The organism is Pseudarthrobacter chlorophenolicus (genome assembly GCF_000962805.1).
GTDB classification, from domain to species: domain Bacteria; phylum Actinomycetota; class Actinomycetes; order Actinomycetales; family Micrococcaceae; genus Arthrobacter; species Arthrobacter chlorophenolicus_A.
In genome coordinates, this window is the sequence record NZ_JZTW01000003.1 from 85503 (window position 1) to 110629 (window position 25127).

Sequence of the window (25127 nt, forward strand, 5' to 3'; positions counted from 1 at the left end):
GCTTTTGCGTTGTATTCCCCTGAACCAAGTGGAACAGCGTCCGTGAATCGCGCCTGAAGCGGCAGCACTCCACGGGCCGCGGGAAAGGAGGACCAAGACACAGAAACAGAAAAGCACGCAAAACATGTCATCAGCACACATGTCCTTGTGGCCGATGGTCCGGCGGCCGATGCTGGAGTTCCGCCGCCGGACCCTCGGCGTGTGCGCCGCGAACCAAAGCCAATCGCCGGGCCTGCCCTCCGCCGGTATGATTTGAGTACGACAGTGCCGCATCGCACCGGGAGGGACGGGACATGGTGGCGGAATCGCCCAGCTCCACCACGAACGAGATTGTCGGCGGTCGCTACCGGTTGAATGAGGTCATCGGCCGCGGGGGAATGTCTTCGGTGTACAGCGCCCGGGACGAAAACCTGGGCCGGGATGTGGCCCTAAAGCTCTTCGCCCCGCAGGCTCCGGACACCGAGGAATTGAAACGCCAGGAAGCAGAAATCCAGCTTCTGGCCACCCTGAACCATCCCGGCCTCGTCACTCTTTTCGACGCCGGCATCGATACCCGGATCCCGGACGAGCCACGGCCGTTCCTCACCATGGAGCTCGTGGAGGGCCAGGACCTCCGCGGCCGCATCCGCCACAGCCGTGTCCCGCTGGAAGAACTGGCAGTCATCGGCGCCGGAATCGCCGACGCCCTCGCCTACGTCCATGGGCTGGGCGTGATCCACCGCGACATCAAACCGGCCAACATCCTGCTGGTCCAAATCCGCCCCGGCGAACCGCTGCGTCCCAAGCTCACGGACTTCGGCATCGCACGGATTGCGGACTCCACCCGGCTCACGGCCACCGGCACCATGGTGGGCACTGCCGCCTACCTGAGCCCGGAACAGGCTCTGGGCCAGCCGCTCTCCGCCGCCACGGACATCTACTCATTTGGCCTGGTGCTGATCGAGTGCATCAAGGGGACCGTCGAATACCCCGGCGGCGCCGTGGAGTCCGCAGTGGCCAGGCTGCACAGGGCGCCCGAAATTCCCGACGACCTTCCTGACGAGTGGGCGCAGCTCCTCCGTTCGATGACTGCCATCGAGCCGTTGGAACGCCCGGCCGCCGTGGACATCGAAACAGCCCTCCGCCAGGCCCTCGTCTCACCCGCCTCCACGCCCGGCGAGGTGGCGCCCGAAAGTACCCGGGTGCTGCCGGCCATGCCGTTCCACCCGCCATCAATTACCGCGGAGGAGTCCGTGGACGAGTTGCGGGATGCGGCAGCTTCACCCCAAACCCCCAAGCCTGAAGACCGGAAGCTCCACCCACAGGCCCGCACCAAGCGTTTCTGGCTCGGTGTAATCCTTACGCTCATAGTGGTGGCGGCCGCGGTGGCCGCGGTGATCCTGACCTTGTCCACCCAGTCCCCCGCCGACGTCGTGTCCTATCCCACGGTCACCGGGGAGCTGGGCGATCATCTCAAGGAACTGCAAAAGAGCGTTGACCCGTGACCCTTGGAAAGCACGGGGCGCTGGCCGTCCGCTGGTCCGCGGCGATGCTGGCCGCCGGATTACTTGCCGGCTGCGGCACCGGTGAGACGGGACTCCAGCGCGATGCTGCCAAGCAGCTGCAGGCACGGGTGCTCGAGGTAACGCAGGCATCGTCGCAGAACGATCCCGCTACTGCCCTCAGAGCCCTGGAGAGCCTCGAAGCCGAACTCGAGTCCGCACAGTCGAAAGGCGGCATCTCGGACGAACGCCGCCGCAGCATCACCACCATTGCCGCCGCAGTCCGCGCCGACCTGACCGACGCCATCGCCAAGACCGAACAGGCCAAAGCACGGGCCGAAGAGGAAGCCCGCCAGGCGGCCGAACAAGCGGCCCAGCAAACCCCGCCCGCCCAGGAAGCCCCCGCTCCGTCCACCGTGCAGCCCTCCGGTGAGAACGCGGGCAAGAAGGACAACCAAGGCAAGGGTAAAGGCAGCGGATAGCAGCCCGCAGACGCAGCGTCCGACGCCGGAAGGGACGTTGCGCGCTGGCCTTCACTGTGTAAACGGCACAAGAAAGAGGCGGTGCCCCGGAACAGCTCCGGGGCACCGCCTCTTTGGTGTACTGCCGCAGCAGCCTGCCGCTAGCTCAGGCTGTCGATGACCTTGTTGAGGGTCGCGGACGGCCGCATGACCTGCGAGGCCTTGGCGTCTTCGGGGTGGTAGTAGCCTCCAACGTCCACGGGCGATCCCTGGACCGCAGCCAGCTCACCAACGATGGTTTCCTCCTGGGAGGTAAGTTCCTTGGCGACCGCGCTGAATGCGGCGGCGAGGTCGGCGTCGTCCGTCTGCTTGGCCAGTTCCTCGGCCCAGTAGCGGGCCAGGAAGTAGTGGCTGCCGCGGTTGTCCAGTTCACCGGCGCGGCGGCTCGGGGACTTGTTCTCCAGCAGGAAGGTGCCGGTGGCGCGGTCCAGCGTGTCGGCCAGGACCTGGGCGCGGGCGTTGCCGGTGGTGGTGGCCAGGTGCTCGAAGCTGACTGCCAGGGCCAGGAACTCGCCCAGGCTGTCCCAACGCAGGTGGTTTTCCTTCAGCAGCTGCTGGACGTGCTTGGGCGCGGATCCGCCGGCACCGGTCTCGAAGAGTCCACCGCCGTTCATCAGCGGAACAACCGAGAGCATCTTGGCGCTGGTGCCCAGTTCCAGGATGGGGAAAAGGTCCGTGAGGTAGTCGCGGAGGACGTTGCCCGTAACAGAGATGGTGTCTTCGCCCTTGCGGATCCGGTCCAGGGTGAACGCGGTGGCCTTGACCGGCGACAGGATCTGGAGGTCCAGGCCCTCGGTGTCGTGGTCCTTCAGGTACTCGTTGACCTTGGCGATGAGGTTGGCGTCGTGGGCGCGCTCCTCATCCAGCCAGAACACGGCAGGGGTCTGCGAGGCGCGGGCACGGGTGACGGCCAGCTTGACCCAGTCGCGGATGGGGGCGTCCTTGGTCTGGCAGGCGCGCCAGATGTCTCCCACGGACACCTCGTGCTCGATCAGGACATTGCCGGTTCCATCCACAACCTGGACGGTACCGGCTTCCTGGATTTCGAAGGTCTTGTCGTGGCTGCCGTATTCCTCGGCTGCCTGGGCCATGAGGCCAACGTTGGGGACGGTGCCCATGGTGGTGGGGTCGTAGGCGCCGTTGGCGCGGCAGTCATCGATGACCACCTGGTAGATGCCGGCGTAGGAGCTGTCCGGCAGGACTGCCAGGGTGTCGGCTTCCTTGCCGTCCGGGCCCCACATGTGCCCGGAGCTGCGGATCATGGCCGGCATGGACGCGTCCACGATGACGTCGCTGGGGACGTTCAGGGTGGTGATGCCCTTGTCCGAGTCCACCATGGCCAGTTCCGGGCCGTCTTCGAGGCCCTTCTTGATGAGGTTCTGGACGCCGTCGCGGACATCCGCCGGCAGGTCCTCGAGTCCGCTGACGATGGCAGCGAGGCCGTTGTTGGGGCTCAGGCCGGCGGCGGCAAGCTGCTTGCCGTAGGTGTCGAAGAGCTCGGAGAAGTAAGCCTTCACCACGTGGCCGAAGATGATGGGGTCCGAAACCTTCATCATGGTGGCCTTGAGGTGTGCGGAGAACAGCACGCCCTCTTCCTTGGCACGGGCAACCTGGGCCTTCAGGAACTCGTCCAGGGCTGCGGCGCGCATGACGGTTCCGTCGATGACCTCGCCCGCCAGGACCGGGAAGGCCTTCTTAAGGACCTTCACCGAGCCGTCTTCGCGGACCAGCTGGATGGCGATGGTGCCTTCAGCTTCAACGACGACGGACTTCTCGTTGGAGCGGAAGTCATTCTGGCCCATGGTGGCCACGTTGGTCTTGGAGTCAGCGGTCCAGGCACCCATGGAGTGCGGGTTCTGGCGCGCGTAGTTCTTGACGGACAGCGGAGCGCGGCGGTCCGAGTTGCCTTCGCGCAGGACCGGGTTCACGGCGGAGCCCTTGATCTTGTCGTAGCGCGAGCGGACAGCGGTCTCCTCGTCCGAGGAAGGGTTGTCCGGGTAATCCGGCAGTGCGTAGCCCTGGCCCTGCAGCTCTGCAATGGCGGCCTTCAGCTGCGGAATGGAAGCGCTGATGTTGGGCAGCTTGATGATGTTGGCTTCGGGCGTCTTCGCCAGTTCACCCAGTTCAGCAAGGGCGTCACCGGTCTGCTGCTCCGCAGTGAGGTAATCGCCGAACACAGCGATGATGCGGCCGGCGAGCGAGATGTCGCGGGTCTCCACCTCCACACCTGCAGTCGAAGCGAACGCCTCGATGATCGGCAGGAACGAATAGGTAGCCAGCATCGGCGCTTCGTCGGTGTGGGTGTAGATAATCTTGGACATGCGCGGGCGTCTCCCTGAAGGTCGGCTTGGTTGTGAAACCTTTGTCTATTTCACCAAGTACAACTTACCCGAGGACACCGGTTTGGACCCTACCGGGGGCGCTGGATGACCCCGCCGTGAGCAGGATTACAGCGATAGAGAAGCGTACGACGACGGCACCCGCCCGGGTGCCCCACCCCGCCCGGCGCCGGGCTTCCCGACCTGCGGCTCCGCAGCCCCCTATCCGCTGCAGGGTAAGTCACTCCTGTTTACTTATGTGTGACGCGCGCGATAAATTCTTGAGGTCGATCCGCGCCCTCTCCCCCGGGGCACTTTCCGTTCAGACAGGACAACAATGACACGCACCCGGTCCCTGGCTTCCGGCTTCCTGAGCTTCTCCGCCGCAGCCGTTCTGGCTCTGACCACCGCCGGCGGCGCCTCCGCCGCGCCGGCCTCCCCCGCCCCTTCCTCCGATGACGCCCTGCTTCCCTCCGTGGCCCGCCTCGCCGTCAATGCTGCGGGTGCCGCGGACTACTGGACCGCCGACCGGATGGAGGGCGCCATCCCCGGTGATGTCCTGGCCGGGAAAGCACTGGCAACGAGCCCTCGTTCCAACACGACCGCAGTGAACAAAGGGCAGAACACCAAAGTCGGCGCCAGCAAGGCCAAGGCAGCAAAAGCCGGTTCCGTGAGCCACATCGGCAAAGTGTTCTTCAGCATGGGCGGCGCCAACTACGTCTGCTCGGGCAACGCCGTGACCTCCAGGAACAGGAGCACCGTGTCCACGGCCGGCCACTGCGTCTTCGGCGGCCCGGGCCAGGAGGCCACGAACTTCGTCTTCGTGCCCGCCTATGAGAACGGTGCGGCGCCCTACGGAAAATGGACAGCGCGCGACCTCTACACCACCAGTGAATGGACTGCCTCCGGCGACATCTCCTATGACACGGCATTCGCCGTCATGAACCGCCTCGACGGCGACCTGCTCACCGATGTGGTGGGCGGCTCCGGGGTGGCGTTCAACCAGGACCGCGGACTGGACTACACGTCCTACGGCTACCCTGCCGACAAGCAGTACAACGGTGAGACCCTCAAGAGCTGCGCCGGCACGGCCACCGACGACACCATCAACCCGGACTTCACCACCCAAGGCATTCCGTGCGACATGACCAGCGGATCCTCCGGGGGCCCGTGGTTCATCGGCTCCGGCCCCGACGGACTTCAGAACTCGATCAACAGCTACGGCTACAGCGGCTCCAAGGTCATGTACGGCCCGTACTGGGGCGACTCGATAGAAAAGACCTACCGCGTTGCCTCACGGTCCTAACCAGGAACCCGATGAGGGCGTGGCCCACATCGAGGTGACCGAGACGCACGAGGAGATCCTCGAGTACTGGACCGATGAACGGATGGCGGAGGCCAAGCCCCGGGAACTGGTGCTGCGGCCGGAACCCCAAGGGCCGCACCCGGACGCCCAGGACTAAGCAGGCAACCAACGACGGCGCCCGTCCCCTGTAAAGGGAACGGGCGCCGTCGTTCGTTAGAGCAGCCGCTTAGTGGAAGAAGTGGCGCGCCCCGGTGAAGTACATGGAGATGCCGGCGGCGTTGGCCGCAGCGATGACTTCCTCGTCGCGGACGGATCCGCCGGGCTGGACGACGGCTCGGACGCCGGCGTCGATCAGGATCTGCAGGCCGTCAGCGAAGGGGAAGAACGCGTCCGAAGCTGCCACGGCACCCTGGGCACGCGGCGGTGCGCCGGCGCCGCTGGCGTTGGTGGCACCGCCGGGAGCATCGCTCCCACTGGCAGTGCCGGACTCCACCAGGAGGCCCAGCGTGTTGGCGCGTTCCACGGCCAGCTTGCAGGAATCGAGGCGGTTGACCTGGCCCATGCCGATGCCCACTGCTGCCCCGTTGTCCGCGAGGAGGATGGCGTTGGACTTTGCTGCACGGCAGGCGGTCCAGGCGAAGGCGAGATCCGCGAGGGTCTTCTCATCGGCGGCTTCGCCCGCGGCGAGCGTCCAGTTGGCGGGGTTGTCGCCGTCGGCGTCCACCTTGTCGCTGACCTGGACCAGCATGCCGCCGGAAACCTGGCGGAACTCCGTGGGGTAGCGGCCGTAGCCCTCGGGCAGGGAGAGCAGCCGGATGTTCTTCTTCTTGGAGAGGATCTCCACGGCCTCGGGCTCGAAACCGGGCGCGATGACAACCTCAGTGAAGATGTCCTTGACGGTGTTGGCCATGGCCGCCGTGACCGGACGGTTGGCTGCGATGACGCCGCCGAACGCGGACACGGGATCGCAGGCGTGGGCCTTGGCGTGGGCGTCCGCGATGGGATCAGCGGCGCCTGCCGAACCAACGGCAACGCCGCACGGGTTGGCGTGCTTGATGATGGCGACGGCCGGTTCGCTGAAATCGAAGGCGGCACGGAGGGCGGCGTCGGCGTCAACGAAGTTGTTGTAGCTCATGGCCTTGCCGTGCAGCTGGTCTGCCTGGGCGATGCCCACCGGGGCGGCCTTGTCCACATAGAGGGCAGCCTGCTGGTGCGGGTTCTCGCCGTAGCGCAGCACCTCTGAACGTTCCAGGGACATGCCGGCGTAGGCAGGCCAGTCGATGATGCCGTCGCCGTCTTCGTCCAGGAACTGGCTGGCAGTCCAGGTGGCTACGGCGTTGTCGTAGGACGCCGTGTGCGCGAATGCCTTGGCCGCGAGGCGGCGCCGGGTCTTCAGGTCGAAACCACCGGCGGCGGCAGCAGACACCACCTGGCCGTAGAAGGACGGGTCCACCACGATGGCGACGGCGGCATGGTTCTTCGCGGCCGAACGCACCATGGCGGGGCCTCCGATGTCGATCTGCTCCACGACGTCGTCCTGCGCGGCACCGGACTTGACGGTCTCCACGAACGGGTAGAGGTTCACCACCACCAGGTCGAAGGCCTCGATGTCCATGCTTTCGAGCGTCTCCATATGGGCGGGGACGCGGCGGTCCGCCAGGATGCCGCCGTGAACGCGGGGGTGCAGCGTCTTGACGCGGCCGTCCAGCATCTCCGGGGAACCGGTGACTTCCTCAACTTCCTGCACGGGGATGCCCGCAGCAGCGATCTTCTTCGCGGTGGAACCGGTGGAGACCAGCTTCACACCCGCTGCGTGCAGGCCTGTGGCGAGCTCCTCCAGGCCGGTCTTGTCGTAAACCGAGATCAGGGCCCGGCGGATGGGTACACGGTCAATGGATACGCGCTCATGCTGCGTGAAGCTCACAAATGTCTCCGTCTTATCTCGCGGTTCAGTGCCGCGGTTGGTGGGGATAGGGCCAGTTTATCGCGTAGCGCACGTTGCCCCGAGTGTCCGCCGGAGTGTGAACGCCGGTGGGCGGGGCTAAAGTTTCAGAAGGAGGCGGCTATGAACACTTACACCACTGTGCCCAGCGGCGAACAGGTGGTCCAGGAACTGCCCTGGCGATGGAAAGTCCAGGGGCGGATCTTCCTGATCGGCGGCCTCGGATTCATGTTTGACGCGTGGGATGTGACGCTCAATGGCATCCTGATTCCCCTGCTGTCGAAGCATTGGGCCCTGGCCCCCGGTGAGGTTGCCTGGGTGGGGACGTCAAACCTGATTGGCATGGCCTTGGGGGCCTTCATCTGGGGAACCATCGCGGACACCATCGGCCGCAAGAAGGCGTTCACGGCCACGCTGCTGCTGTTCGCCGTTTTCACTGTGGCCGGCGCCTTTGCCCCGGACTTCATCTGGTTCTGTGTGTTCAGGTTCCTGGCCGGCTTTGGCCTGGGCGGCTGCATACCGGTGGACTACGCGCTGGTGGGTGAGTTCACTCCCCGCAAGCAGCGCGGCAAAGTGCTCACCGCCATGGATGGCTGGTGGCCGGTGGGCGCAGCACTGGCGGGTTTCGTTTCCGCCGGCCTGGTGGCCCTCTACGGTGACTGGCGGGCGACGATGCTGGTGATGGTCCTGCCGGCCCTGCTGGTGTTCTGGGTCCGCCGAAGCGTGCCGGAGTCGCCGCTGTTCCTCATCCGCAAGGGCAGGCGGGACGAGGCCGCGAAGGTCATCGACGGGCTGGTGGCTGCCACGGGCGCCGAAGCCCGGGCCTACAGCCTGCCGGATGCCAAGGACGTACCCCGGCTCTCCGCCGGCAGCGCCTGGACCCAGCTGCGGTCTGTCTGGCAGTTCAACTGGAAGATCACCACCGCCGCGTGGGCACTCTTCTTCAGCATCCTGCTGGTCTACTACCTGTCACTGACGTGGATGCCGCGGATCCTCATTGGCGCCGGGTTCGCCGAATACAAGGCATTCGTCACCACCGCGTCAATGGCCGCCGTGGGACTCCTGGGCGTCATCGTTGCCGCCCTGCTGGTGGAGCGAGTGGGCCGCAAATGGATCTTGGCGGTCACGGGCCCGCTGTCCGCACTGACGCTGGTGATCGTGGCGTTCGTGGTGGACATTCCGTCCGCAGCGGTGTTCTGGCTGCTGGTGTTCGGGTTCGTGGTGCAGGTGGCCATCCCGGTGCTGTACGCCTATGTGTCGGAGCTCTACCCCACCGAGCTGCGCGGCACCGGCTTCGGTTGGGCGTCCACGTTCTCGCGGCTGGGCGCCGGTTTCGGTCCGCTGATTTTCGCCAACTACTTCTGGCCCGAACTGGGCTTGGCTACGTCCTTCGCCCTGGCCGGCGGTCTGGTGCTTGTGGCAGTGCTGTGGATGGCCTTCTTCTCCCCCGAAACCAGGCAGCGCCGCCTCGACTGACCGGCGCTCAGGACACGGACAATCGTTTTCGACACGCACAGTCGCCGGCGCGCACCACATAGCCGGTGCGCCGCCGAATATGGGAGTCGGAAACGGCTTTGCGCGTCGAGTAAGGGTCAGGCAGCAGCGGCGAGGCTGGCCAGGGTGGACACCAGCAGCCGGCGCTCCACCACCTTGATGCGCTCGTGCAGGGTCTCTTCGGTGTCGGCGTCCTCGATGGCCACCGCTTCCTGGGCAATGATGGGTCCGGTGTCCACGCCGGCGTCGGCCCAGTGCACGGTGCAGCCCGTGACCTTGACCCCGTAGGCCATCGCATCACGGACGCCGTGAGCGCCGGGGAACGCCGGCAGCAGGGCCGGGTGGGTGTTGAGGTACTTGCCGCCGAAAGCGTCGATGAATTCCGGGCTGACGATCCGCATGAAGCCGGAGGACACCACCACGTCAGGCTGGAACGCTGCCACCTCCCGAGTCAGCGCGGCGTTCCACCGGGCCCGGTCCGGATACTCCTTGAAGTCCACCACGAAGGTGGGGATCCCGGCCGCGGCTGAGCGCTCCAGGCCGTAGGTGCCGGGCCGGTCCGCTCCCACAGCTGCGATGTCCACGTCCAGCTCCCCCGCTTTGACCGCGTCAATGACAGCCTGGAGGTTGGAGCCGGTACCGGAAACGAGGACTACGATGCGCATGCGTCTAGCTTATGGGCAGGCTCGCGTAGGCTGGAAAACATGAACTCCACACCGGAACCGGCCGGTCCCCAGCGGACAAAACCGCCGCTCAGCGAGGCCGCAAAAGCCTCCCGGGCCAAGACCCTCGCACTGTTCCAGATGTTCATCGTGTCCGTGCTGGGATCGTTCTTCGTCTACCAGCTGGACGTCCGCTATCTCTGGCTGACGGGAATCCTGACAGCAGCCGCCCTGGCCCTGGGCATCGTCCTGTTGATCCGGTGGTTCCGTTCGAAGGAGTCCCGGCTGGTTCTGTTCTTCACCATCTGCGGCCTGGTGTGGACCGCCGGCATGGTGCTGCTGACCCTGGCCTCAGCCCTGTTCTTCAACCAGGCGGCGGAGTACCAGGCATGCGTGGGCCGGGCTATTACAGACCAGGCACAGCGGACCTGCCAGGTGCAGCTGGAGGGTTCCCTCCCGCGCCCGGCACCGTAGCAACGCGTTCGCTGACGTGCCGCGCAGGCCGGGGCGAGGCTAGTGGACCAGTTCCGCGTCGTCTTCCGCCCCGGCCCGGTCACGTTCCAGCCACGGCCCGGCAGCGTAACCGATCACGACGCCGGCACCCACCTCCGCGGCCAGCCAGACACCCGTCCAGAGAGGGTCGGGACCGATGTCGGTCAGCCGGCCGATGCCGGCCGAGCCACGGGCAAGCCAGGCCAGGCCCATGGCCAGCAGGCCCGCCGCCACCCCGGCCAGCGCAGCAAGGACCAGGGTTGAGGCCGTTGCGGTGAACCAGCGTGCGCGGACCTTGATGGACAGCCACTCATCGAAGTGGTTCTCACCTTCGCGGAGGAACCACCACCCTGCCAGCACGCCGGCAAGCACGGGCACGATCAGGGCAACGAAGGCGTAGTCCAGTGGCCCGGACGGAATAGCTGCCAGTACCGGGATGGACGGGAGTGGCCCGACGGCGGTACCCAGCGGGCCCACCTGGGATCCGACTCCCATGGCGAAGCCGGAGCCCGAAGTCCAGGCGAGGGCGAAGACCACCAGGTTGGGAAGGTAGCCGAGCTGCGCCACGGTGAGGGCCGCACCTCCGGCGGCACCGGCGTCGAGCGCTTCATAGACGGCCAGCACCAGGTTCCAGTGGACGAACAGGTCCACGGCCAGCAGCACCGCGGCCAGCGCAAGCGCGGCGGCCACGGCCACAAACCCGGCCTTCACCACCGAGGCGAGGTAGGACCCTGCCCACCGTGAATGCTGGCTGGTCCGCGAGATCCAGTCGACGGCGTCCACGCCGATCAGCCGGCTCCACGATCCTGCTTCGCGGCGGGCGCCGATAACCATGCCCAGGGCGAAGGGGATCAGGGGAATCACCATGGCGTACCCGAGGTTGATGCCGACATCCGGGGTGCGGCAGACAAAACCGGTGGCCACGCCGAAGGCGGAGTAGACCACCCATGATCCCAGCAGCGCCTGCCACAGCTGGTCCGTGTAGGAGGCCCGGGCCAGGCGCCGTCCGGCTCGCCAGGCGAGCAGAAACGGGATCAGTGTCAGTCCGAGGGGCACCAGCGTCAGCAGGCCTGAGCCGGTGTGGGATGCGGCGGTGGATCCGGCGGCTGCCAGTTCCAGCGGAACGCCGTGCACCAGGAGCCAGGACTGGCCGGCGAGCCGGGCGAGCGTCTCAAACCCGTCGTCCTTGAAACCGGCCGTTGCCCAGACGGCAATGATGGGAACCAGCACGGCCAGCGCGGAGATGACCGCCGCCTGGGCTGTTTCAATAGCTCCCTGCAGCCACAAGGGCATGGGAAGGCCACGGTCTCCGGTCTGGTCAGCGCGCAGTTTCATCGTGATCCATGGTGTCACGCCGCACCCGCGCTGCCCGCCAGCGACAGGCCCCGGGAGTGCAGGCACACGAATGCCGGGAGTCCTGATGGGACGCCCGGCATCCGCGCACCTATCTGGAACCACCAGGCACCGAAGCATCAGATGCCTTTAGATGGCTTCCGCGATGCGCGCCTCGTTTTAGAGGCGCTTGTCATCCCCCAGGTGCCGGTCACCGGCCAGGCCGTCCGCGTCGGCGTGTTCCCCGCGGACTTCCTCGCGCTGCCCGGGAACGCCGGTGCTGGCGTACTTCCGCAGCCTGCCGCGTCCGGCGTCGTAGTCCCGTTCGCCGCCGGCTCCGCCGCTGCCCGTGACACCTGCGGTGGGTGTGCCGGCGTTCAGGTCGGCGTCACCCTGCAGGTCAACGTCATTCTGAACCGTGTCCTGCGACTCCGAGTAGGTGGTGGCTCCGCGCTCGTAGTGCGTGTACAGCCGGTCCTCTTCCTCGGGGGTGAGGTGGCCGTCCACCTCGACGCGCGGGGCGTCCTTCACGTGGTCCTTGGTGTAGGGAACCACCAGGTCGTCGTCCTGGGTGCGGGCGCCCTCAACGGGAATGAAGGACTGGGACGTACCGAAGAGGCCCGTCTTGACGGTGACCCAGGTGGGCTCACCCGTGTCGTCGTCTGCGTAGAGCTGGCCAATCGAACCGATCTTGTCGCCGTCGGCTCCGATGACGTTGCCGCCCTTGTGGAGTACGGTTTCGATGTTTTCCCGGTTGAGCATGACATCTCCTTGCATGGTCGTTGCACTAAGCATGCGCCAGCGCCGGATTCCGGCACGGGATTCCCCCGGTCTTCGGCTCCCGCCCCGTTGCTTGAGGCGCTGCACTGGCTGTCCCCCTACAGTAAGCATGCTTAGCATCAAATGGGAAGTCTACTTAGTAGCTTTCCGAAACCTGCCATGGCGACTCCCTGCTGTTCACCGAACCTTTCCCTCGGGGCCATTCCTTCATCCCCGCCGCGTCAGGGCCGGCACACACCGTGGAGGGGTGAGGATCGCAATTGTTGCTGAATCATTCCTGCCGCTGATGAACGGGGTTACGCACTCCATCCTGCGGGTGCTGGACCATCTGCAGGAGCGGGGCGACGACGTCCTGGTCATTGCTCCGTCAGCGCACGACGGCGGCGCGGAGAACCACGTCAAGGGCGCCGAGGTCCACCGGCTTCCGGCAGTCCCGCTTGCGGGCTACACGAATGTCCGGGTGGCGATGGGCGGTGTGTACCGGGTCAAGCGAATCCTTGCCGACTACGCACCGGACGTCGTCCACCTGGCCTCGCCGTTCGTCCTGGGCTGGCGGGCTGCCCAGGCGGCGGCCCAGCTTGGCATCCCCACCGTCGCGGTCTACCAGACGGAAGTTCCCGGCTACGCGGCCCGCTACGGCGTCCCCTTCCTGGAGAACTGGGCCTGGAATCGCGTGGAAAACATCCACCTGCTTGCCTCCCGGACCCTGGTGCCCTCCACGTTCGCGCTGAACCAGTTGCGCGGCCGGGGCATTCCACGGGTCCGGATGTGGCGCCGCGGGGTGGACACTGCCAGGTTCTCGCCGGACAAGCGCGACGACGGGTGGCGGGCTTCGGTGGCCCCGGACGGCCGGCGGATCATCGGCTACGTGGGCAGGCTGGCCGTGGAGAAGCAGGTGGAGGACCTGGCGGCGCTGGCCGGAGTTCCGGACACCACCCTGGTGGTGGTGGGTGACGGACCGCAGCGTGCGGCACTCGAGGAGGCTCTCCCCCAGGCAGTCTTTACGGGGTTCCTGGGCGGCGATGACCTGGCCCGCGCGGTGGCGTCCTTTGACCTCTTCGTCCATCCGGGCGAGTTCGAGACGTTCTGCCAGACCATCCAGGAGGCCATGGCATCGGGGGTGCCGGTGGTGGCCACGGGACGCGGCGGACCGCTGGACCTGGTGGAGAACTCCCGGACCGGCTGGCTCTACGAGCCCGGCGACCTGTCCGCCATGCGCGGCCACGTCCTGGACCTGATGGGCGACGACGCCAAGCGCCGGGCGTTCGCCGCCGCAGCACACGCCTCGGTCCAGGCGCGCACGTGGCCGGCCCTGTGCACGGAACTGATCCGCCACTACACCGATGTCATTGCCGAACAGCCGGCCCTGTCCGGTTCGTACAAAGCCAAGGGAGCTGCTCTGTGAAAATTTCGGTGATCGGCTGCGGCTACCTGGGCGCCGTGCACGCGGCCACGCTGGCGTCGATGGGCCACACAGTGGTGGGCATCGACGTGGACCAGGCGAAAGCGGAACAGCTGGCGCGCGGCACCGCGCCTTTTCATGAACCGGGCCTGGATGAGCTGCTGCAGGACGGCAGCGCCACCGGACGGCTCCGGTTTTCCGCCGACATTGCGGATGCCGCCGGAGCCCAGGTGCATTTCCTGTGCGTTGGCACCCCGCAGGACAAGGCCTCCGACGCCGCCGACCTGTCCTACCTGGTCTCCGCCACCCGGGCGCTGCTGACGCACCTGGCCGCGGGCGCCGTCGTCGTGGGTAAATCCACCGTGCCCGTGGGCACTGTGGACATGCTGCGCGGGGTGCTGGGCCGGCGGCCCGATGTGCTGCTGGGCTGGAACCCGGAGTTCCTCCGCCAGGGCACAGCCGTGACGGACTCGCTGGTGCCGGACCGCCTGGTCTACGGCGTGGACGGCGGAAAAGCCGCTGCGTTCAACCGGTCCACCGGAGCACCCGTAGGAGTGACGGCAGCCCTGGACGCGGTCTACGAGCCGCTGCTGCGCGCAGGCATCCCCCGGCAGGTCTGCAGCTGCGCCACGGCCGAACTCATCAAGTCCGCCGCCAACGCGTACCTGGCCACCAAGATCAGCTTCATCAACGCGGTATCGGAGCTGTGCGACGCGTCCGGCGCGGACGTGGCGGAACTCAGCGAGGCGATGGGACTGGATTCGCGGATCGGGAACCGGTACCTTCATGCCGGGCTGGGCTTCGGCGGCGGCTGCCTGCCCAAGGACATCCGCAGTTTCCGGGCGCAGGCCACTGGCCACGGCGTGGATGCCGTGGCGGACTGGATGCAGCTGGTGGACTCGGTCAACCTTGGCCAGCGGCAGCGGACGGTGGACCTGGCGGCGGAGCTCTGCGGCGGTACCGTGGCCGGCCGGACCGTCACAGTGCTGGGCGCCTCCTTCAAACCGGACACGGACGATATCCGCGACTCCCCCGCCCTGGACGTGGCGGACCGCCTCACCGCGGCCGGAGCCCACGTGACCGTCACCGACCCCAAGGCCGTGAACAACGCGTGGCGGCGCTACCCCCGGCTGCGGTTCGAGGCCAAGGCTACCCGGGCCATGGAAGACGCAGAACTGGTGCTGCTCCTCACCGAGTGGGATGAGTACCGCCAACTGTGCCCGTCCGTTGCAGGCAGCCTGGTACGACGGCGGGTGCTGCTGGATGCGCGCAACGCACTGGACGCTGCCGCATGGCAGGCAGAGGGCTGGGTGGTGCGCGGCCTTGGCACGTCCCGGGATTCATCGGCGGTCACACGGCCGGAGCTGGCTGGAACGCTGGTGCCGGCGCAGCGCGCACGTCGGTAGCCACGGGCGACCGGAACCGGGCCAGGATCTGCGGCGACGGTTCCAGTCCCAGTTCGGACTGCAGGAGCGTACGGTACTGCCGCAGGTAGGAATGGGCTGCCGCCACGTTTCCCTCATCGAAACAGACGTCAATGAGGACGGCGTGGACCGATTCACGCAGTGGTTCAATAGCCACGGCCCGGAGGGCGGCGTCGATCGCTTCCGGGTAGCGGCCCAGCTTCCGCAGCCTGACCGCGAGCGCCTCAAGCGCGTGGAGCTGAAGTTGCCGCAGCCGTTCCCGCTCCACCAGGAGCCAGTCCTCGTCCCATGCAGGCAGGAGTTCGCCGGTCAGCGGTGAACAGTTGATATCGCCGGCTGCCAGGTCCATCCCCTGCGACAGCAGCCGGCCGGCCTGGTCCCGGCACTGCTGCAGGTCCACGGTCACCTCCTCCCCCAGCGCCAGCTCGTTCCGCCCGGCGGACACCAGCCCGGCCCAGGCCGAACGGATCCGCCACAACGCTGTGCGGAGGCTGCCGTTGGCGTGCTCCGTGCTCGAATCGGCCCAGAGCCGGCCCACCACCGCGTCGCGGGAACACTTCACGCCGTCCTGCCGCGCGAGCGCCAGGAACGCCAGGACCCGCTGGGCATGCATCGGGAGCCGGACCCGGTCCTCGGCGAGGAACAGCGCGAAGCCGTTGAGCAGGTACAGGCGTGCCGGTGCTTCAGCACCTGGAACAGCAGTGGGAAGGGGATCCGGAACGGGATGGCCACCGGTGGCGGGGAGGAAAGCAGACGACATTGAAGGACCCCACGTTCAATCGGACGCAGACCGGTAGGGAGACCTGCCACTGAGGTGGCGATGATCAACATCGCTACGCAATGTTGATGCCCGGAAAGGCTTTCCGGCGGATCATCTCCGCCATGACTGCCGAATACTCCGTGATCGTACTGCGGGCCTGGCGTAACCCACAAGGGTTGATTATCCGTGTTTTGACCACCGACGGGACCCGCCGGAATTGGGTAGTTTCCGGAACCGCGGGCCTGGTGGTACTGCTCGAATCCCTCATCGCAGAGCTGGACCCGCCGCCGGCCGGAAGCGGAGCGGAAGTTACTACAGACGATTGACGCTGGCGCATACAGCCCCGCTCCACCCTGTAATCCCCATCCCCCTAAGGAGGCTGTCATGGACGCCCAGCCAGGCCCAACCAGCGAGGCTCTTTTCTCCGGTCTGTCACTGGCAGATCCTCCCGCTGCCCCGGCCAGCCCCGAGGCCACACCGGAGGCCGGCCTCAACTCGCCGTTCCCCGCACGGTTCATCTCCGAGGCCTTCGCGCCCGGGGCCGGGGAAGCTGCCACCTTTTTCGCGGAACTGGAGGACGAGGACTTCGTCGACTCCCTGGAACAGCTGATCAACGACGCCGCCGCCCACCAGCTCGCTGACCAGCGCAACTGGTCCTCCCTCCCGGCCGAAGCCGATTCGCGTGCATCTTTGGAGGACTGGATCGAGCCGGTGGCCGCTGAAGCGGAACGGGCCCTCGACGGCTTCGCCGAGCGGCTGGCAGGCTCGGACCTCTACGGCATGCCCGCCCAGGAGTTCGAGCAGTTGCTGGAGGCCGCGGGCAACCAGGCCCCTCACGGGCTCTCCGGCTATGAGGACTTCCTGGGCGGACTCCTCCGTGCTGGCAAGAAGCTGGTGGGCGGCGCTGTCAGCCTGGTCAAGAAAGGCATCGCAGCGGTAGGCAAGGTGCTGCCGGTGAACCTGTTGCTGGGCAAGCTCAAAGGCTTGGTCCGGCCGTTGCTCCGGAGGGTGATCAGCGCCGCCATGAACCGGCTTCCCGCCAGCGTCAGGCCGCTGGCCCGCAAGCTGGCAGCGAAGCTTGGTGTCTCGGAAGCGGAAGCTGAAGACCATGCCTCGGCCGAGGGGATCGCCGAAGTTTTCGGCCTTGAAGTGGCCTCCCTGCTGTACGCCCCGGAGGCTGAGGAGGAACTGGGCGAGAACTTCTTCGAGCCGGCACAGTACGAGTCAACAGACTCCCTGGCCGCGCTGGAAACGGCCCGGGCCAGGTTCACGGAGCGGCTGGCCGCCCTGCCGGACGGCAGCACCCCGGCCGCCGAAATCGAGCAGTTCCTGCCGGCGGTGATGGCCGTCCAGCCACTCATCAAGCTGGGCATCTCCATCATCGGCCGGCAGCGGGTGGTCAAATTCGTCGCGGACATCCTCGCGAACCTGGCCAAGGGCCTGATCGGTGAGGGCCCGGCAAAGCTGCTGGCCACGCCGGTGGCTGACCTGGGCCTGAAGGTGTTCGGTTTCGAGACTGAAGCGGACCCGGACCGGATGCGGGCCGCGGAGGCTGTTGCCTCCACTGTGGAAGGCACGGCCCTGAGGCTCATGGAACTGCCGGAAGCCACTTTCGAGGACCAGCTCCAACTCGCCTCAGCAGTCCAGGAGGCGTTCGTGGAGGCGGCGGCCGCGTACCTCCCGGACAGGGTGCTTCACCAGGAATTGCCGGAACGCGAAACTGCCGGCGAGGGCGGCGTGTGGATCCTGATGCCACGCACCGCCAAGCCCCGCTACCGGTTCCGCAAATACACCCGCGTGTTCGCGGTTCCCATCACCCGGCAGGCGGCCCGGGCCATCCGCTGGTCCGATGGCGGCACCCTGGAAGGGCACCTGCTGGACCGCGGCGTCCGGCGCTGGCCGCTGGAGGCCGAGGTGGACCTCTACGAGGCCATCCCCGGCACCCAGTTCGGGCACTTCACCCAAGACGAATCCACTGATGAGGCGCTTGGGGCCGACAGCAGCGAGTTCCAGCTGCTGACACCCGAGATCGCCGGGCTGCTGCTCCGGGAACCTGCGCTGGGACGTCCGGGCTTAGGCGGCATGGCCACCGGTGGCCTGGGCGCCGCCGGACATGGACGGCCCCGGCCGCAGGTGGGCCGCCGGTACTTCCGTATCCGGTCAACCGCGCTGAACCGGATCAGCCGGGCCAAGCGGCTGGCACGCCGGTTGCATGTGGTGATGGAGCCTTCCAAGCGGCGGCTGCGGGTCCAGCTCCGGCTGTCCGAACGGCAGGCCCAGCAGGTACTGGCCCTGCTGCAGCCATCTTCCCCATCCGCCCGGCGGGACCTCCCCTCCGTGCTGGCCGCCCTGCGCGGCCTCTACGAAAGCCGGCTGCCGCTGCTTCTCGCGTCCCGCCTGGTGCGGCACCAGCTGGCCAAGGACGCAGCCGAGGCCTCCGCCCCGGTGGATGCGCTGCTCAAGGCGCTGGCGGCGTCGTTGTCCAGGTTCCTCAGCCAGCGGTCCGCCCAACTGGCGGCCGCGGTGGCAGAACCGGCCCACGGCGTGACCATCACGGCCACGTTCCATGACATCACCCGGGACAAGATCGGCGGCGCCGTCCAGCCGCCGGACGTGAGCGTTCATGCGGGGTGGAAGACCAGTGCCCTATGACACCCGGCCGCACGGCTACCGCGCAGACGGCTTCGGAACCGAAAAGGACGCCCTGGCCCTGGAGGTGCGGCACTGGCAGCGCGCCAGCTCCGCGCTGACGGACCTTGAAGTCCTCGCCTCCGCGGCGGCCTGGCAGGCGCTCGAAAGCTACATGGGCCTCAGCCTCCGCTCCAGCCTGCGGGCCGTGGCCACCGGCGTGGCCGCCGAAGCCGGTGCGCTCGGCTCCCGCCTGGCCACGGCTTCGGACCCCGGCGACCTGGCGGCGGTCCGCGAATCACTGCTGCGGTTGCGGCGCCGGTATGAGCAGGTGGAAACCGTCCTGGACTTCTATGGCGACGCCGTCAACACCAGGACCAGCCCCCGGCTTGGCGCTGTGCTGCGCGGGCTCGATGCCCTCGCAGTGGACAGCATGGACAGGGTGCTGCGGCCGCTGGGAATGGCTGCCCCGCCGGTCCTGACATACCTGGACAAGGGGCTTGGGGCGTCCATCCTCCGCTCCGGCGCCAGGCTCTGGGACGCGTCACTCTCACCGGTGGCAGCCATCAAGATCACCCGCCACAACCTGTGGCGGCCCACGTCCCTGGTCCACGAAACCGGACATCAGGTGGCGCACATGACCGGCTGGACCGCCGAACTGGGGGCCGCGCTGTACGAGCGGATGGCCCCGGTTTCGGTCCTGGCCGCCGAGAGCTGGCGCAGCTGGGCGAGCGAGGTGGCCGCCGACGTCTATGCCTTCGCCCTGCTGGGCTACGCACCGCTGCCAGCCCTGGCCACCGTGGTGGACGGTCCCAGCAGCAAGGTCTTCCGGATGTCCATCGGCGATCCGCATCCGTTCGGCTGGGTGCGGGTGCTGTTCAACGCCGGGCTGTGCCGGTCCTGGTTCGGGCCCGGCCCGTGGGACGGCATTGCCCGCTCCTGGATGCTCCGCCATCCGCTATCCCGCGCCTCCAAGGACGTCCAGGCGATCAGCAGGGCCAGCGTAGCCAGCCTCCCCGCGCTGGTGGACGTCTGCACGCGGATCCCGCTGCGGGCCTTCGGCGGCGCGCCGCTTGCCTCGATCGCGGACCCGCGCGCCGTGGCGCCGGCAGAGCTTGCCCGCCTCGCTGAGCGGGCCGGCGCCTCCCTGTACACGTCCACGTACCTGCAGCGGCTGGAGGCGATGCGCGTGCTCGCCTGGACCGTCGTCAACGGCCAGGCACTGCATAACGGCCAGTCCGCGCCAACGTCCGACGACGGCGTCGAACTTTGGCTTCGAAGGATCGGCGGCGCTGCGGCCGCCGCAGCCTGACCCACCACAGGGGCAAACAGCAGCAAGGAAAGGAGCGCCGTCATGGCACAGGAGGAGACGGGCAACGCCCGGACATCAGGCCGCGCGTCGGCCAAGACCACCCAGTCGAGCCAGGCCAGCGAAGCGGCCGGCGCCGCTGACGCCCAGGCTGCTGCCGAGGAGCTCACCCTGGTGGTGGCCAAGGCGCTCGGCGAACAGATGGGCGCCGTGATGCGGGAGGTCTTCGCCGAACAGCGCAGCCTCTTCGCTGCTCAGGCGGAGCTGCGGGAGGCCGACTATGTGCTGGTGAGGCACATGGTGGAGGAACAGCAGGCGCGCCGGGAGAAGGACGCCGAGCTGCTGAAGAAGATCGACAGGCAGGCTGAGGCCAAGCCGCCGGGCCCGGTGGGAGGACGCAGGATCGACGCCGATCCCGGCCAGCTCCTCCTGGGGCTGCAGTTCAACGCGCTCAGCAACGTCCTGGGCAGCCGCAAACGCACCCGGAACGGCCGTGACGGATCCATCCTCGAACCGCCCGAAATCACCAAAGTTGGCGCCGCGTCCTCCCCCACGGCGGTCCGCTACCGGATGACATTCAAGGGCCCGTTGCCCTCCGGCTCGGCGACGGTGGGCATCCAGTACCTGGACAACACCCCCCGGGACCTGGTCCAGGTTGGTGCGCTGCAGAACAACGGCCTCGACCTGAAATCGGACAAGGTCCAGTACGTGGAACTGCTGGACGGCCGTGCCCTGCCCATCGCGTTTGGCATCCCCTACCGGCGCTGAATTCACGAATCGTTTTGGAGGCTCACGATGTTCCGTACGCTAGCCAGGCTGGTTGTCGATCCCACCCTGCTGAACCCCGCTGCCACGCCCAACCCGGACGTGGTGTTCGCCCACAACCCGCGGCAGCTCAGCCGCTGGCTGGAAGAGGTGTTCGCGGTGAACGGCGTGGTCAAGTACTTTCCAAACCCCGGCCCCACGCTGACCGCCACCACCGGGCAACAGGCCGTCATTGACGCCCTGAAGATGCCGCCGCTGCTGCTGGGCGCCTATCCCAGTGCCATCACCCAGGGCACCAGCATCCCGCCGGGCTACAACGTGCCGCCGCTGCTGGGCACCACCCAGCCGCTGCCGTGGGACCACCTGATCTACGCGTTCCTGCTGGAGAACACGGGCATCGTGGAAATCCTGGGTGAGGTGGTGCGGCGTTACAAGGTGGGCGAAACGCTGGCACCGCCGTCGGTCCAGACCCTGGTGTGGGCGCGGAACACCGAGGAGCTGTTTTTCCGCGACCCGCCGGCCTTCCACATCCTGGGGGTCACCAGCCAGCTGCGCCCCGACGCCCGGGTGAACCGCCGCAACGCGTACTGGCGCATGTTCGGCCGGGACCTGTCCCACGCGCCGCTTGCCACACCGCTGGGCAGCGCCCTGGAGGGGCAGCCATGGAAGAAGGACGTGGGAGCCGGCAGCAACGCCCGGTTCTTCGACATCTGGGAAGAGCTGCTGCGGCAGGTGTGGCAGGGCATCCTGAACGACCGGAACCAGGGAGGCCCCAACGCCACGGACCGCTCCTACATCGCCTATCTCTGCCAGTCCCTCTCGGAGATGCTGACCATGCGCCGGCGCGGCGGGATGCTGGCGCAGGAGGAGTTCGCCTATGTCTGCATGCTCAACTGGATGCACCTGACCGTGGAGTACGAGACTCCAGTAGTGAAGGACCTCAAAGCGGAGGCAGGCGTCAACGGCAACCCGGCGGACCGGCTGGCGGCCATCGGAGCCAGGGTGGGGATCAACCCGCCACGCGAAACCCGGGAACTGTTCGAACTTGCGGGCCTGCTCTCACCGCTGATGTGGTTCATCGAAAACGGTGCCTTCAACGACGAATCGGACGCAGAGATGCTGTACCACTCCAACATGGTGCCCAACCCGGTGGTTGCCGACGCCATGATCCGCATCATCGACCTGTGGCAGTCCGCCACCGGGACCAGGATCAAAGACCCCACGGTGGTGTCGGTCAGCCCTGACGCCAAGCGCCCTGCCCAACCGCTGCGGCTGCCCGAACCAACTCCCGCGGCTTCGGCACCGGTGTTCGCCCCGGCCCCGAGCAACGGCACCAAGGCCACGGTCTAGGACCAGGGAGGCCAGGTCATGGAGGACTACAGTGTGGCGCAGTTGTTCGCCATCAACGGCAACGGCGAGGCGCATCAGGAACATCCCGGCTGGCCCGTGAAACAGGACGTCTTTTCGCTCCAGGGCCACCCGGACAACGGCGCGGGGTTCACTGAGGACTTCAGCGCCGAAGGTGGCGCCGGGGACCAGGGCGAAGACTTCGGCGCCGATGGTGGTGCCGCTGAAACGGGGTGGCCCGGGACAGCCGAGGATTACGACAACCTGTCCTGGGGCGGCCACGAGGACCTCGCTTTCCAGCAATGGGCCGGAGCGCCGGACCTGCAGGAAGGCCAGTCCGACGGCGGCGCCAGCACCTGGGAGGTCCAGGAGGACTTCGCTGCCGGCAGCCCCGGGCCGGACACCGAAACTGGCGCGGCCCCCGCACCCGGGGCGTACTTCGAAGACCAGCCCGGCACGATGCCGCCGGGCCGCCTGGTGGTTGACCGGCTGCCACTGCTCCGCATCCACAGGGGTACGGCCCCGGACCTGCTCCTCAAATGGAACAGCATGCCGCAGGGCACCACGGCCGTGGACGTGGTGGTCCACCTGCACGGCTACTCCGGCCGGCGGGCTGCGATGAGCATCATCCGGGACAAGGAACCTGCCAGCGGACTCGACTTCGCAGACCCCGAGCAGCCCGTAACGGCAGGCCGCACCACCCCAACCCTGGCGGTCCTCCCCCGCGGCCACTACTTCGGCGGCAACAGCGGCTCCGGCTACTCCTTCCCCGCGCTCACCAAGGCGGGCGCACTCCAGCAGCTGGTGGCCACGGCCATCGACGCCTTCAACAAGCAGACAGGATCCAACGCCAGCCAGGGGAAGCTGATCATCACCGCGCACTCCGGCGGCGGAGCACCGCTGATGGCCATCCTGCGGCACACGGACCCGGACGAGGTCCACACCTTCGACGCGCTCTACTCCGACCCGTCGGCGCTGATTGCGTGGGCCCGACGCCGGGTGGCGGCCGGGAGCGGTGCGCTGCGGGTGGTCTTCCGGCCGGGTGAGCCCACGGCACGGAACAGCGAGCGCGTGGCAAAGTCGCTGAAGGCCCTCGGCGCCGGGGCGCCGTTCCGGGTGGAATCCACCAAGGTGCCGCACAACGACATCCCGAAGAAGTTCGGCTGGCGCCTGCTGGCGGACCCGTCCGCCGCCCTGCCGGGAACCACCGCCCGGGAAGCCGAAGCGGACGGCGAGGACCTGTACTTCGCCGAAACCGGGTGGCGGTTCGGCGAAGACAGCGCCGCGGAAGCGGACCCGGGCGAGGCCTACGACGCCGGAGCGTCCTTCGAGGAGGAGGCGGGCGCCGTCGGGCAGTCCAGTGCCCCTCGGGATGAAGCGGAACCGGCGGCCACCGAAAGCGGCGACGGCCTTGCCGAAGACAGTTACGGCGAGGACAGTAACGGCGAATCGCCCGGCCAGGAAGCCGGCGAGGCCGAGGCCGGCGAATGGCAGCTGGCCGCCGAACAGTCCGAGGCCCAGGACATCGGCGAGCATGAGGTCTTCCCGTCCGGCGCCTCGCTGGGCACCACTTCCGGCCGCACCGGCGAGGGCGAGGAGCACTGGGACCCCAACAACACCGGCCTGCCCCTGTACGAGACGGGACCGGCGCTGCGGAGCAGGAAACTCTCCCCCAACTTCACCGTGGGTGAGCTCGTGTTCAGCGGAAACCAGTATGCGGAGAAGGCACGCATCTCCCCCGTCCTGGTGGCGGCCCTGCAGAAGCTGCGGGACAGGGTTGGCCGGCCGGTGCGGATCACGTCCGGCTACCGGTCCTGGGAACGCAACGTGGCTGTCTACCGCAACGCAAAACCACCGAAGAAGCCAACCCTCAGCAGGCACTGCAGCGGGCAGGCGGCGGACGTGACGGTGGCCGGAATGTCCGGGCTGGACATCGCCAAGGCCGCCGTGGACGTCCTGGGCGACGGGATCGGCGTCGGGATCGGGGCGGGCTTTGCCCACATCGATGTACGCGGCAAGTGGACGGCCTGGACGTACCTCTCCGGCTCCGCCGGCGCCGCGGCCGTGGCGGCCATCAACGCACACCGGACTGCCCGGAAGGCAGCACCCGCGCCGCAGCCCGCGCCGCAGTCGTCGGACCGGGCCGCCGGGCGGGTGGTCCGTGGCACGTTCGTCCGCTGTGCAACCGGTGCACAGCCGGGGGCCCGGGCCATGGCCGATCAGTGGAAGCGCCTGACCGGCCGGCAGGCCGGCACCTTCAACTGCCGCAAGACCGAGGCCGGCACCCCGTCCCTGCACGGCGAGGGCCGCTCCGTGGATTTGTATGCCCGGGTGGACCGGCCAGCCGAGAAAGCCCAGGCCGAAGCCTACGTGGCGTGGATGCAGAGCAACGCCGTGGAACTTCAGGTGGCCTACATCATCTGGAACCACAACCAGTGGAGCTGGGCCCGCCGCGCCGACGGCTGGCGCCCCTACACCCAGCCGAACAAGCACACCGACCACATCCATGTGGACCTCAGCTGGGAGGGTGCCCGCAACCCCAGCCCGCTGTTCGGCTCCGGCGTTCCCGGGCTGGGCGGCGGACCTTCGCCGGCACCGCAGCCGCCAGTTCCACCGAATCCTGCGCCCCCGAATCCAGCCCCAAAGCCCGGCGGCAACGTCCCGGCGCATGTCCGCGACTTCGTCAACCGGTACGGCCTCCAAGCCCGGCGCGGCGAGCAGGCCAGCGGCGTGCCGTGGCTGGTGACGCTGGGGCAGGCGGCGCTGGAATCGGGCTGGGGCAAGAAGGCGCCCCGGTTCAACTTCTTCGGCATCAAGGCGAAGGACACCATCCCGGAATCCCAGCGCCAGCTGCTGCAGACGCGGGAAGTGCTGGGCCATCCGAACGGCAAGTTCCCGCAGGTCATCTCGGTGACGCAGCGGCCGGACGGGAAGTACAACTATGTGGTGCTGGACTGGTTCCGGGCCTACCAGTCCGCGGAGGAATCATTTGCGGACCACGGCGGCTTCCTGCGCCGCAACTCCAGGTACCGCCCGGCGTTCGAGCACACCGCGGACCCGTACGCCTTCGCGCGGGCGGTGGCGGCAGCAGGCTATGCCACGGACCCGTCCTATGCGGCCACGCTGACCAGCGTCCTGCGGCTGATCGAGCGGGCCGCCTAGGG

The 25127-nt window shown here is 67.7% G+C and carries 20 protein-coding genes; 14 read left to right on the forward strand and 6 right to left on the reverse strand.

Annotated features, from left to right (window positions below; all coding sequences use genetic code 11):
- Positions 1 to 293 precede the first annotated feature (293 nt).
- Together UC32_RS05050 and UC32_RS05055 are read left to right on the forward strand one after the other, a co-directional pair.
- Complete coding sequence (locus UC32_RS05050) at positions 294 to 1484, forward strand: serine/threonine-protein kinase (RefSeq protein WP_045730164.1); 1191 nt, start codon at positions 294 to 296, stop codon at positions 1482 to 1484.
- On the forward strand, positions 1481 to 1963 hold the full coding sequence (locus tag UC32_RS05055) for a hypothetical protein (RefSeq protein WP_052690521.1): 483 nt from the start codon (positions 1481 to 1483) through the stop codon (positions 1961 to 1963). Before UC32_RS05050 ends, UC32_RS05055 begins: the two co-directional genes overlap by 4 nt.
- A 140-nt stretch (positions 1964 to 2103) precedes the next feature.
- On the opposite strand, the gene UC32_RS05060 is transcribed toward UC32_RS05055, so the two are convergent.
- Entirely contained in the window at positions 2104 to 4323 is a 2220-nt protein-coding gene (locus UC32_RS05060) for an NADP-dependent isocitrate dehydrogenase (protein ID WP_045730165.1), read from the reverse strand.
- Positions 4324 to 4657: 334 nt separating this feature from the next.
- Between UC32_RS05060 and UC32_RS05065 the strand changes: the two genes are divergently transcribed.
- On the forward strand, positions 4658 to 5626 hold the full coding sequence (locus UC32_RS05065; RefSeq protein ID WP_045730166.1) for a trypsin-like serine peptidase: 969 nt from the start codon (positions 4658 to 4660) through the stop codon (positions 5624 to 5626).
- A 19-nt stretch (positions 5627 to 5645) separates the two neighbouring features.
- Positions 5646 to 5783, forward strand: coding sequence for a hypothetical protein (locus tag UC32_RS20740; RefSeq protein WP_200896327.1), 138 nt, complete (start codon positions 5646 to 5648; stop codon positions 5781 to 5783).
- A 69-nt stretch (positions 5784 to 5852) separates the two neighbouring features.
- Here UC32_RS20740 and purH read toward each other — a convergent pair whose 3' ends face one another.
- Positions 5853 to 7550: a bifunctional phosphoribosylaminoimidazolecarboxamide formyltransferase/IMP cyclohydrolase gene (gene purH / locus UC32_RS05070; RefSeq protein WP_045730167.1), complete on the reverse strand. Its 1698-nt coding sequence runs from the start codon at positions 7548 to 7550 to the stop codon at positions 5853 to 5855.
- Between the two features lie 141 nt (positions 7551 to 7691).
- Here purH and UC32_RS05075 point away from each other — a divergent pair, with 141 nt between their 5' ends.
- A complete protein-coding gene (locus UC32_RS05075) occupies positions 7692 to 9044 on the forward strand; it encodes an MFS transporter (RefSeq protein ID WP_045730168.1) in 1353 nt (450 codons plus the stop codon).
- 116 nt (positions 9045 to 9160) lie between these two features.
- Here UC32_RS05075 and purN read toward each other — a convergent pair whose 3' ends face one another.
- Positions 9161 to 9727, reverse strand: a complete 567-nt coding sequence (purN, locus tag UC32_RS05080) for a phosphoribosylglycinamide formyltransferase (RefSeq protein WP_045730169.1) — start codon at positions 9725 to 9727, stop codon at positions 9161 to 9163.
- A 39-nt stretch (positions 9728 to 9766) separates the two neighbouring features.
- Between purN and UC32_RS05085 the strand changes: the two genes are divergently transcribed.
- Positions 9767 to 10198 (forward strand): hypothetical protein, encoded by a 432-nt coding sequence (locus tag UC32_RS05085; protein WP_045730170.1) that lies wholly within the window; start codon positions 9767 to 9769, stop codon positions 10196 to 10198.
- A 39-nt stretch (positions 10199 to 10237) separates the two neighbouring features.
- Here UC32_RS05085 and UC32_RS05090 read toward each other — a convergent pair whose 3' ends face one another.
- Together UC32_RS05090 and UC32_RS05095 are read right to left on the reverse strand one after the other, a co-directional pair.
- Positions 10238 to 11551 (reverse strand): cell division protein PerM, encoded by a 1314-nt coding sequence (locus tag UC32_RS05090; protein WP_045730171.1) that lies wholly within the window; start codon positions 11549 to 11551, stop codon positions 10238 to 10240.
- A gap of 177 nt (positions 11552 to 11728) precedes the next feature.
- Positions 11729 to 12310, reverse strand: coding sequence for a PRC-barrel domain-containing protein (locus UC32_RS05095; protein WP_235423592.1), 582 nt, complete (start codon positions 12308 to 12310; stop codon positions 11729 to 11731).
- A gap of 265 nt (positions 12311 to 12575) precedes the next feature.
- Here UC32_RS05095 and UC32_RS05100 point away from each other — a divergent pair, with 265 nt between their 5' ends.
- The gene (locus UC32_RS05100; protein WP_200896318.1) at positions 12576 to 13733 is read left to right on the forward strand and encodes a glycosyltransferase family 4 protein; all 1158 of its coding nucleotides are present in this window, start codon (positions 12576 to 12578) and stop codon (positions 13731 to 13733) included.
- Positions 13730 to 15136, forward strand: coding sequence for a UDP-glucose dehydrogenase family protein (locus tag UC32_RS05105; protein ID WP_045730172.1), 1407 nt, complete (start codon positions 13730 to 13732; stop codon positions 15134 to 15136). Before UC32_RS05100 ends, UC32_RS05105 begins: the two co-directional genes overlap by 4 nt.
- On the opposite strand, the gene UC32_RS05110 is transcribed toward UC32_RS05105, so the two are convergent.
- The gene (locus tag UC32_RS05110; RefSeq protein ID WP_045730173.1) at positions 15081 to 15914 is read right to left on the reverse strand and encodes an AfsR/SARP family transcriptional regulator; all 834 of its coding nucleotides are present in this window, start codon (positions 15912 to 15914) and stop codon (positions 15081 to 15083) included. The two genes, UC32_RS05105 and UC32_RS05110, sit on opposite strands and share 56 nt — an antisense overlap.
- Positions 15915 to 16000: 86 nt before the next feature.
- Here UC32_RS05110 and UC32_RS05115 point away from each other — a divergent pair, with 86 nt between their 5' ends.
- Genes UC32_RS05115 through UC32_RS20245 form a run of 6 tightly spaced genes read left to right on the forward strand, consistent with a single transcriptional unit; the run spans position 16001 to position 25125 of the window.
- Positions 16001 to 16240: a hypothetical protein gene (locus UC32_RS05115; RefSeq protein ID WP_152642560.1), complete on the forward strand. Its 240-nt coding sequence runs from the start codon at positions 16001 to 16003 to the stop codon at positions 16238 to 16240.
- Between the two features lie 58 nt (positions 16241 to 16298).
- Positions 16299 to 18566 carry a hypothetical protein gene (locus UC32_RS05120; RefSeq protein ID WP_052690522.1) on the forward strand — a complete coding sequence of 756 codons (2268 nt, stop codon included), beginning with the start codon at positions 16299 to 16301 and terminating at the stop codon, positions 18564 to 18566.
- Positions 18556 to 19854, forward strand: a complete 1299-nt coding sequence (locus UC32_RS05125) for a hypothetical protein (RefSeq protein ID WP_082071920.1) — start codon at positions 18556 to 18558, stop codon at positions 19852 to 19854. Before UC32_RS05120 ends, UC32_RS05125 begins: the two co-directional genes overlap by 11 nt.
- 42 nt (positions 19855 to 19896) lie before the next feature.
- Positions 19897 to 20619 carry a hypothetical protein gene (locus UC32_RS05130; protein ID WP_045730176.1) on the forward strand — a complete coding sequence of 241 codons (723 nt, stop codon included), beginning with the start codon at positions 19897 to 19899 and terminating at the stop codon, positions 20617 to 20619.
- 27 nt (positions 20620 to 20646) lie between these two features.
- The gene (locus UC32_RS05135; protein WP_045730177.1) at positions 20647 to 21966 is read left to right on the forward strand and encodes a hypothetical protein; all 1320 of its coding nucleotides are present in this window, start codon (positions 20647 to 20649) and stop codon (positions 21964 to 21966) included.
- Positions 21967 to 21984: 18 nt separating this feature from the next.
- Complete coding sequence (locus UC32_RS20245) at positions 21985 to 25125, forward strand: glucosaminidase domain-containing protein (protein ID WP_200896319.1); 3141 nt, start codon at positions 21985 to 21987, stop codon at positions 25123 to 25125.
- Positions 25126 to 25127: the final 2 nt, after the last annotated feature.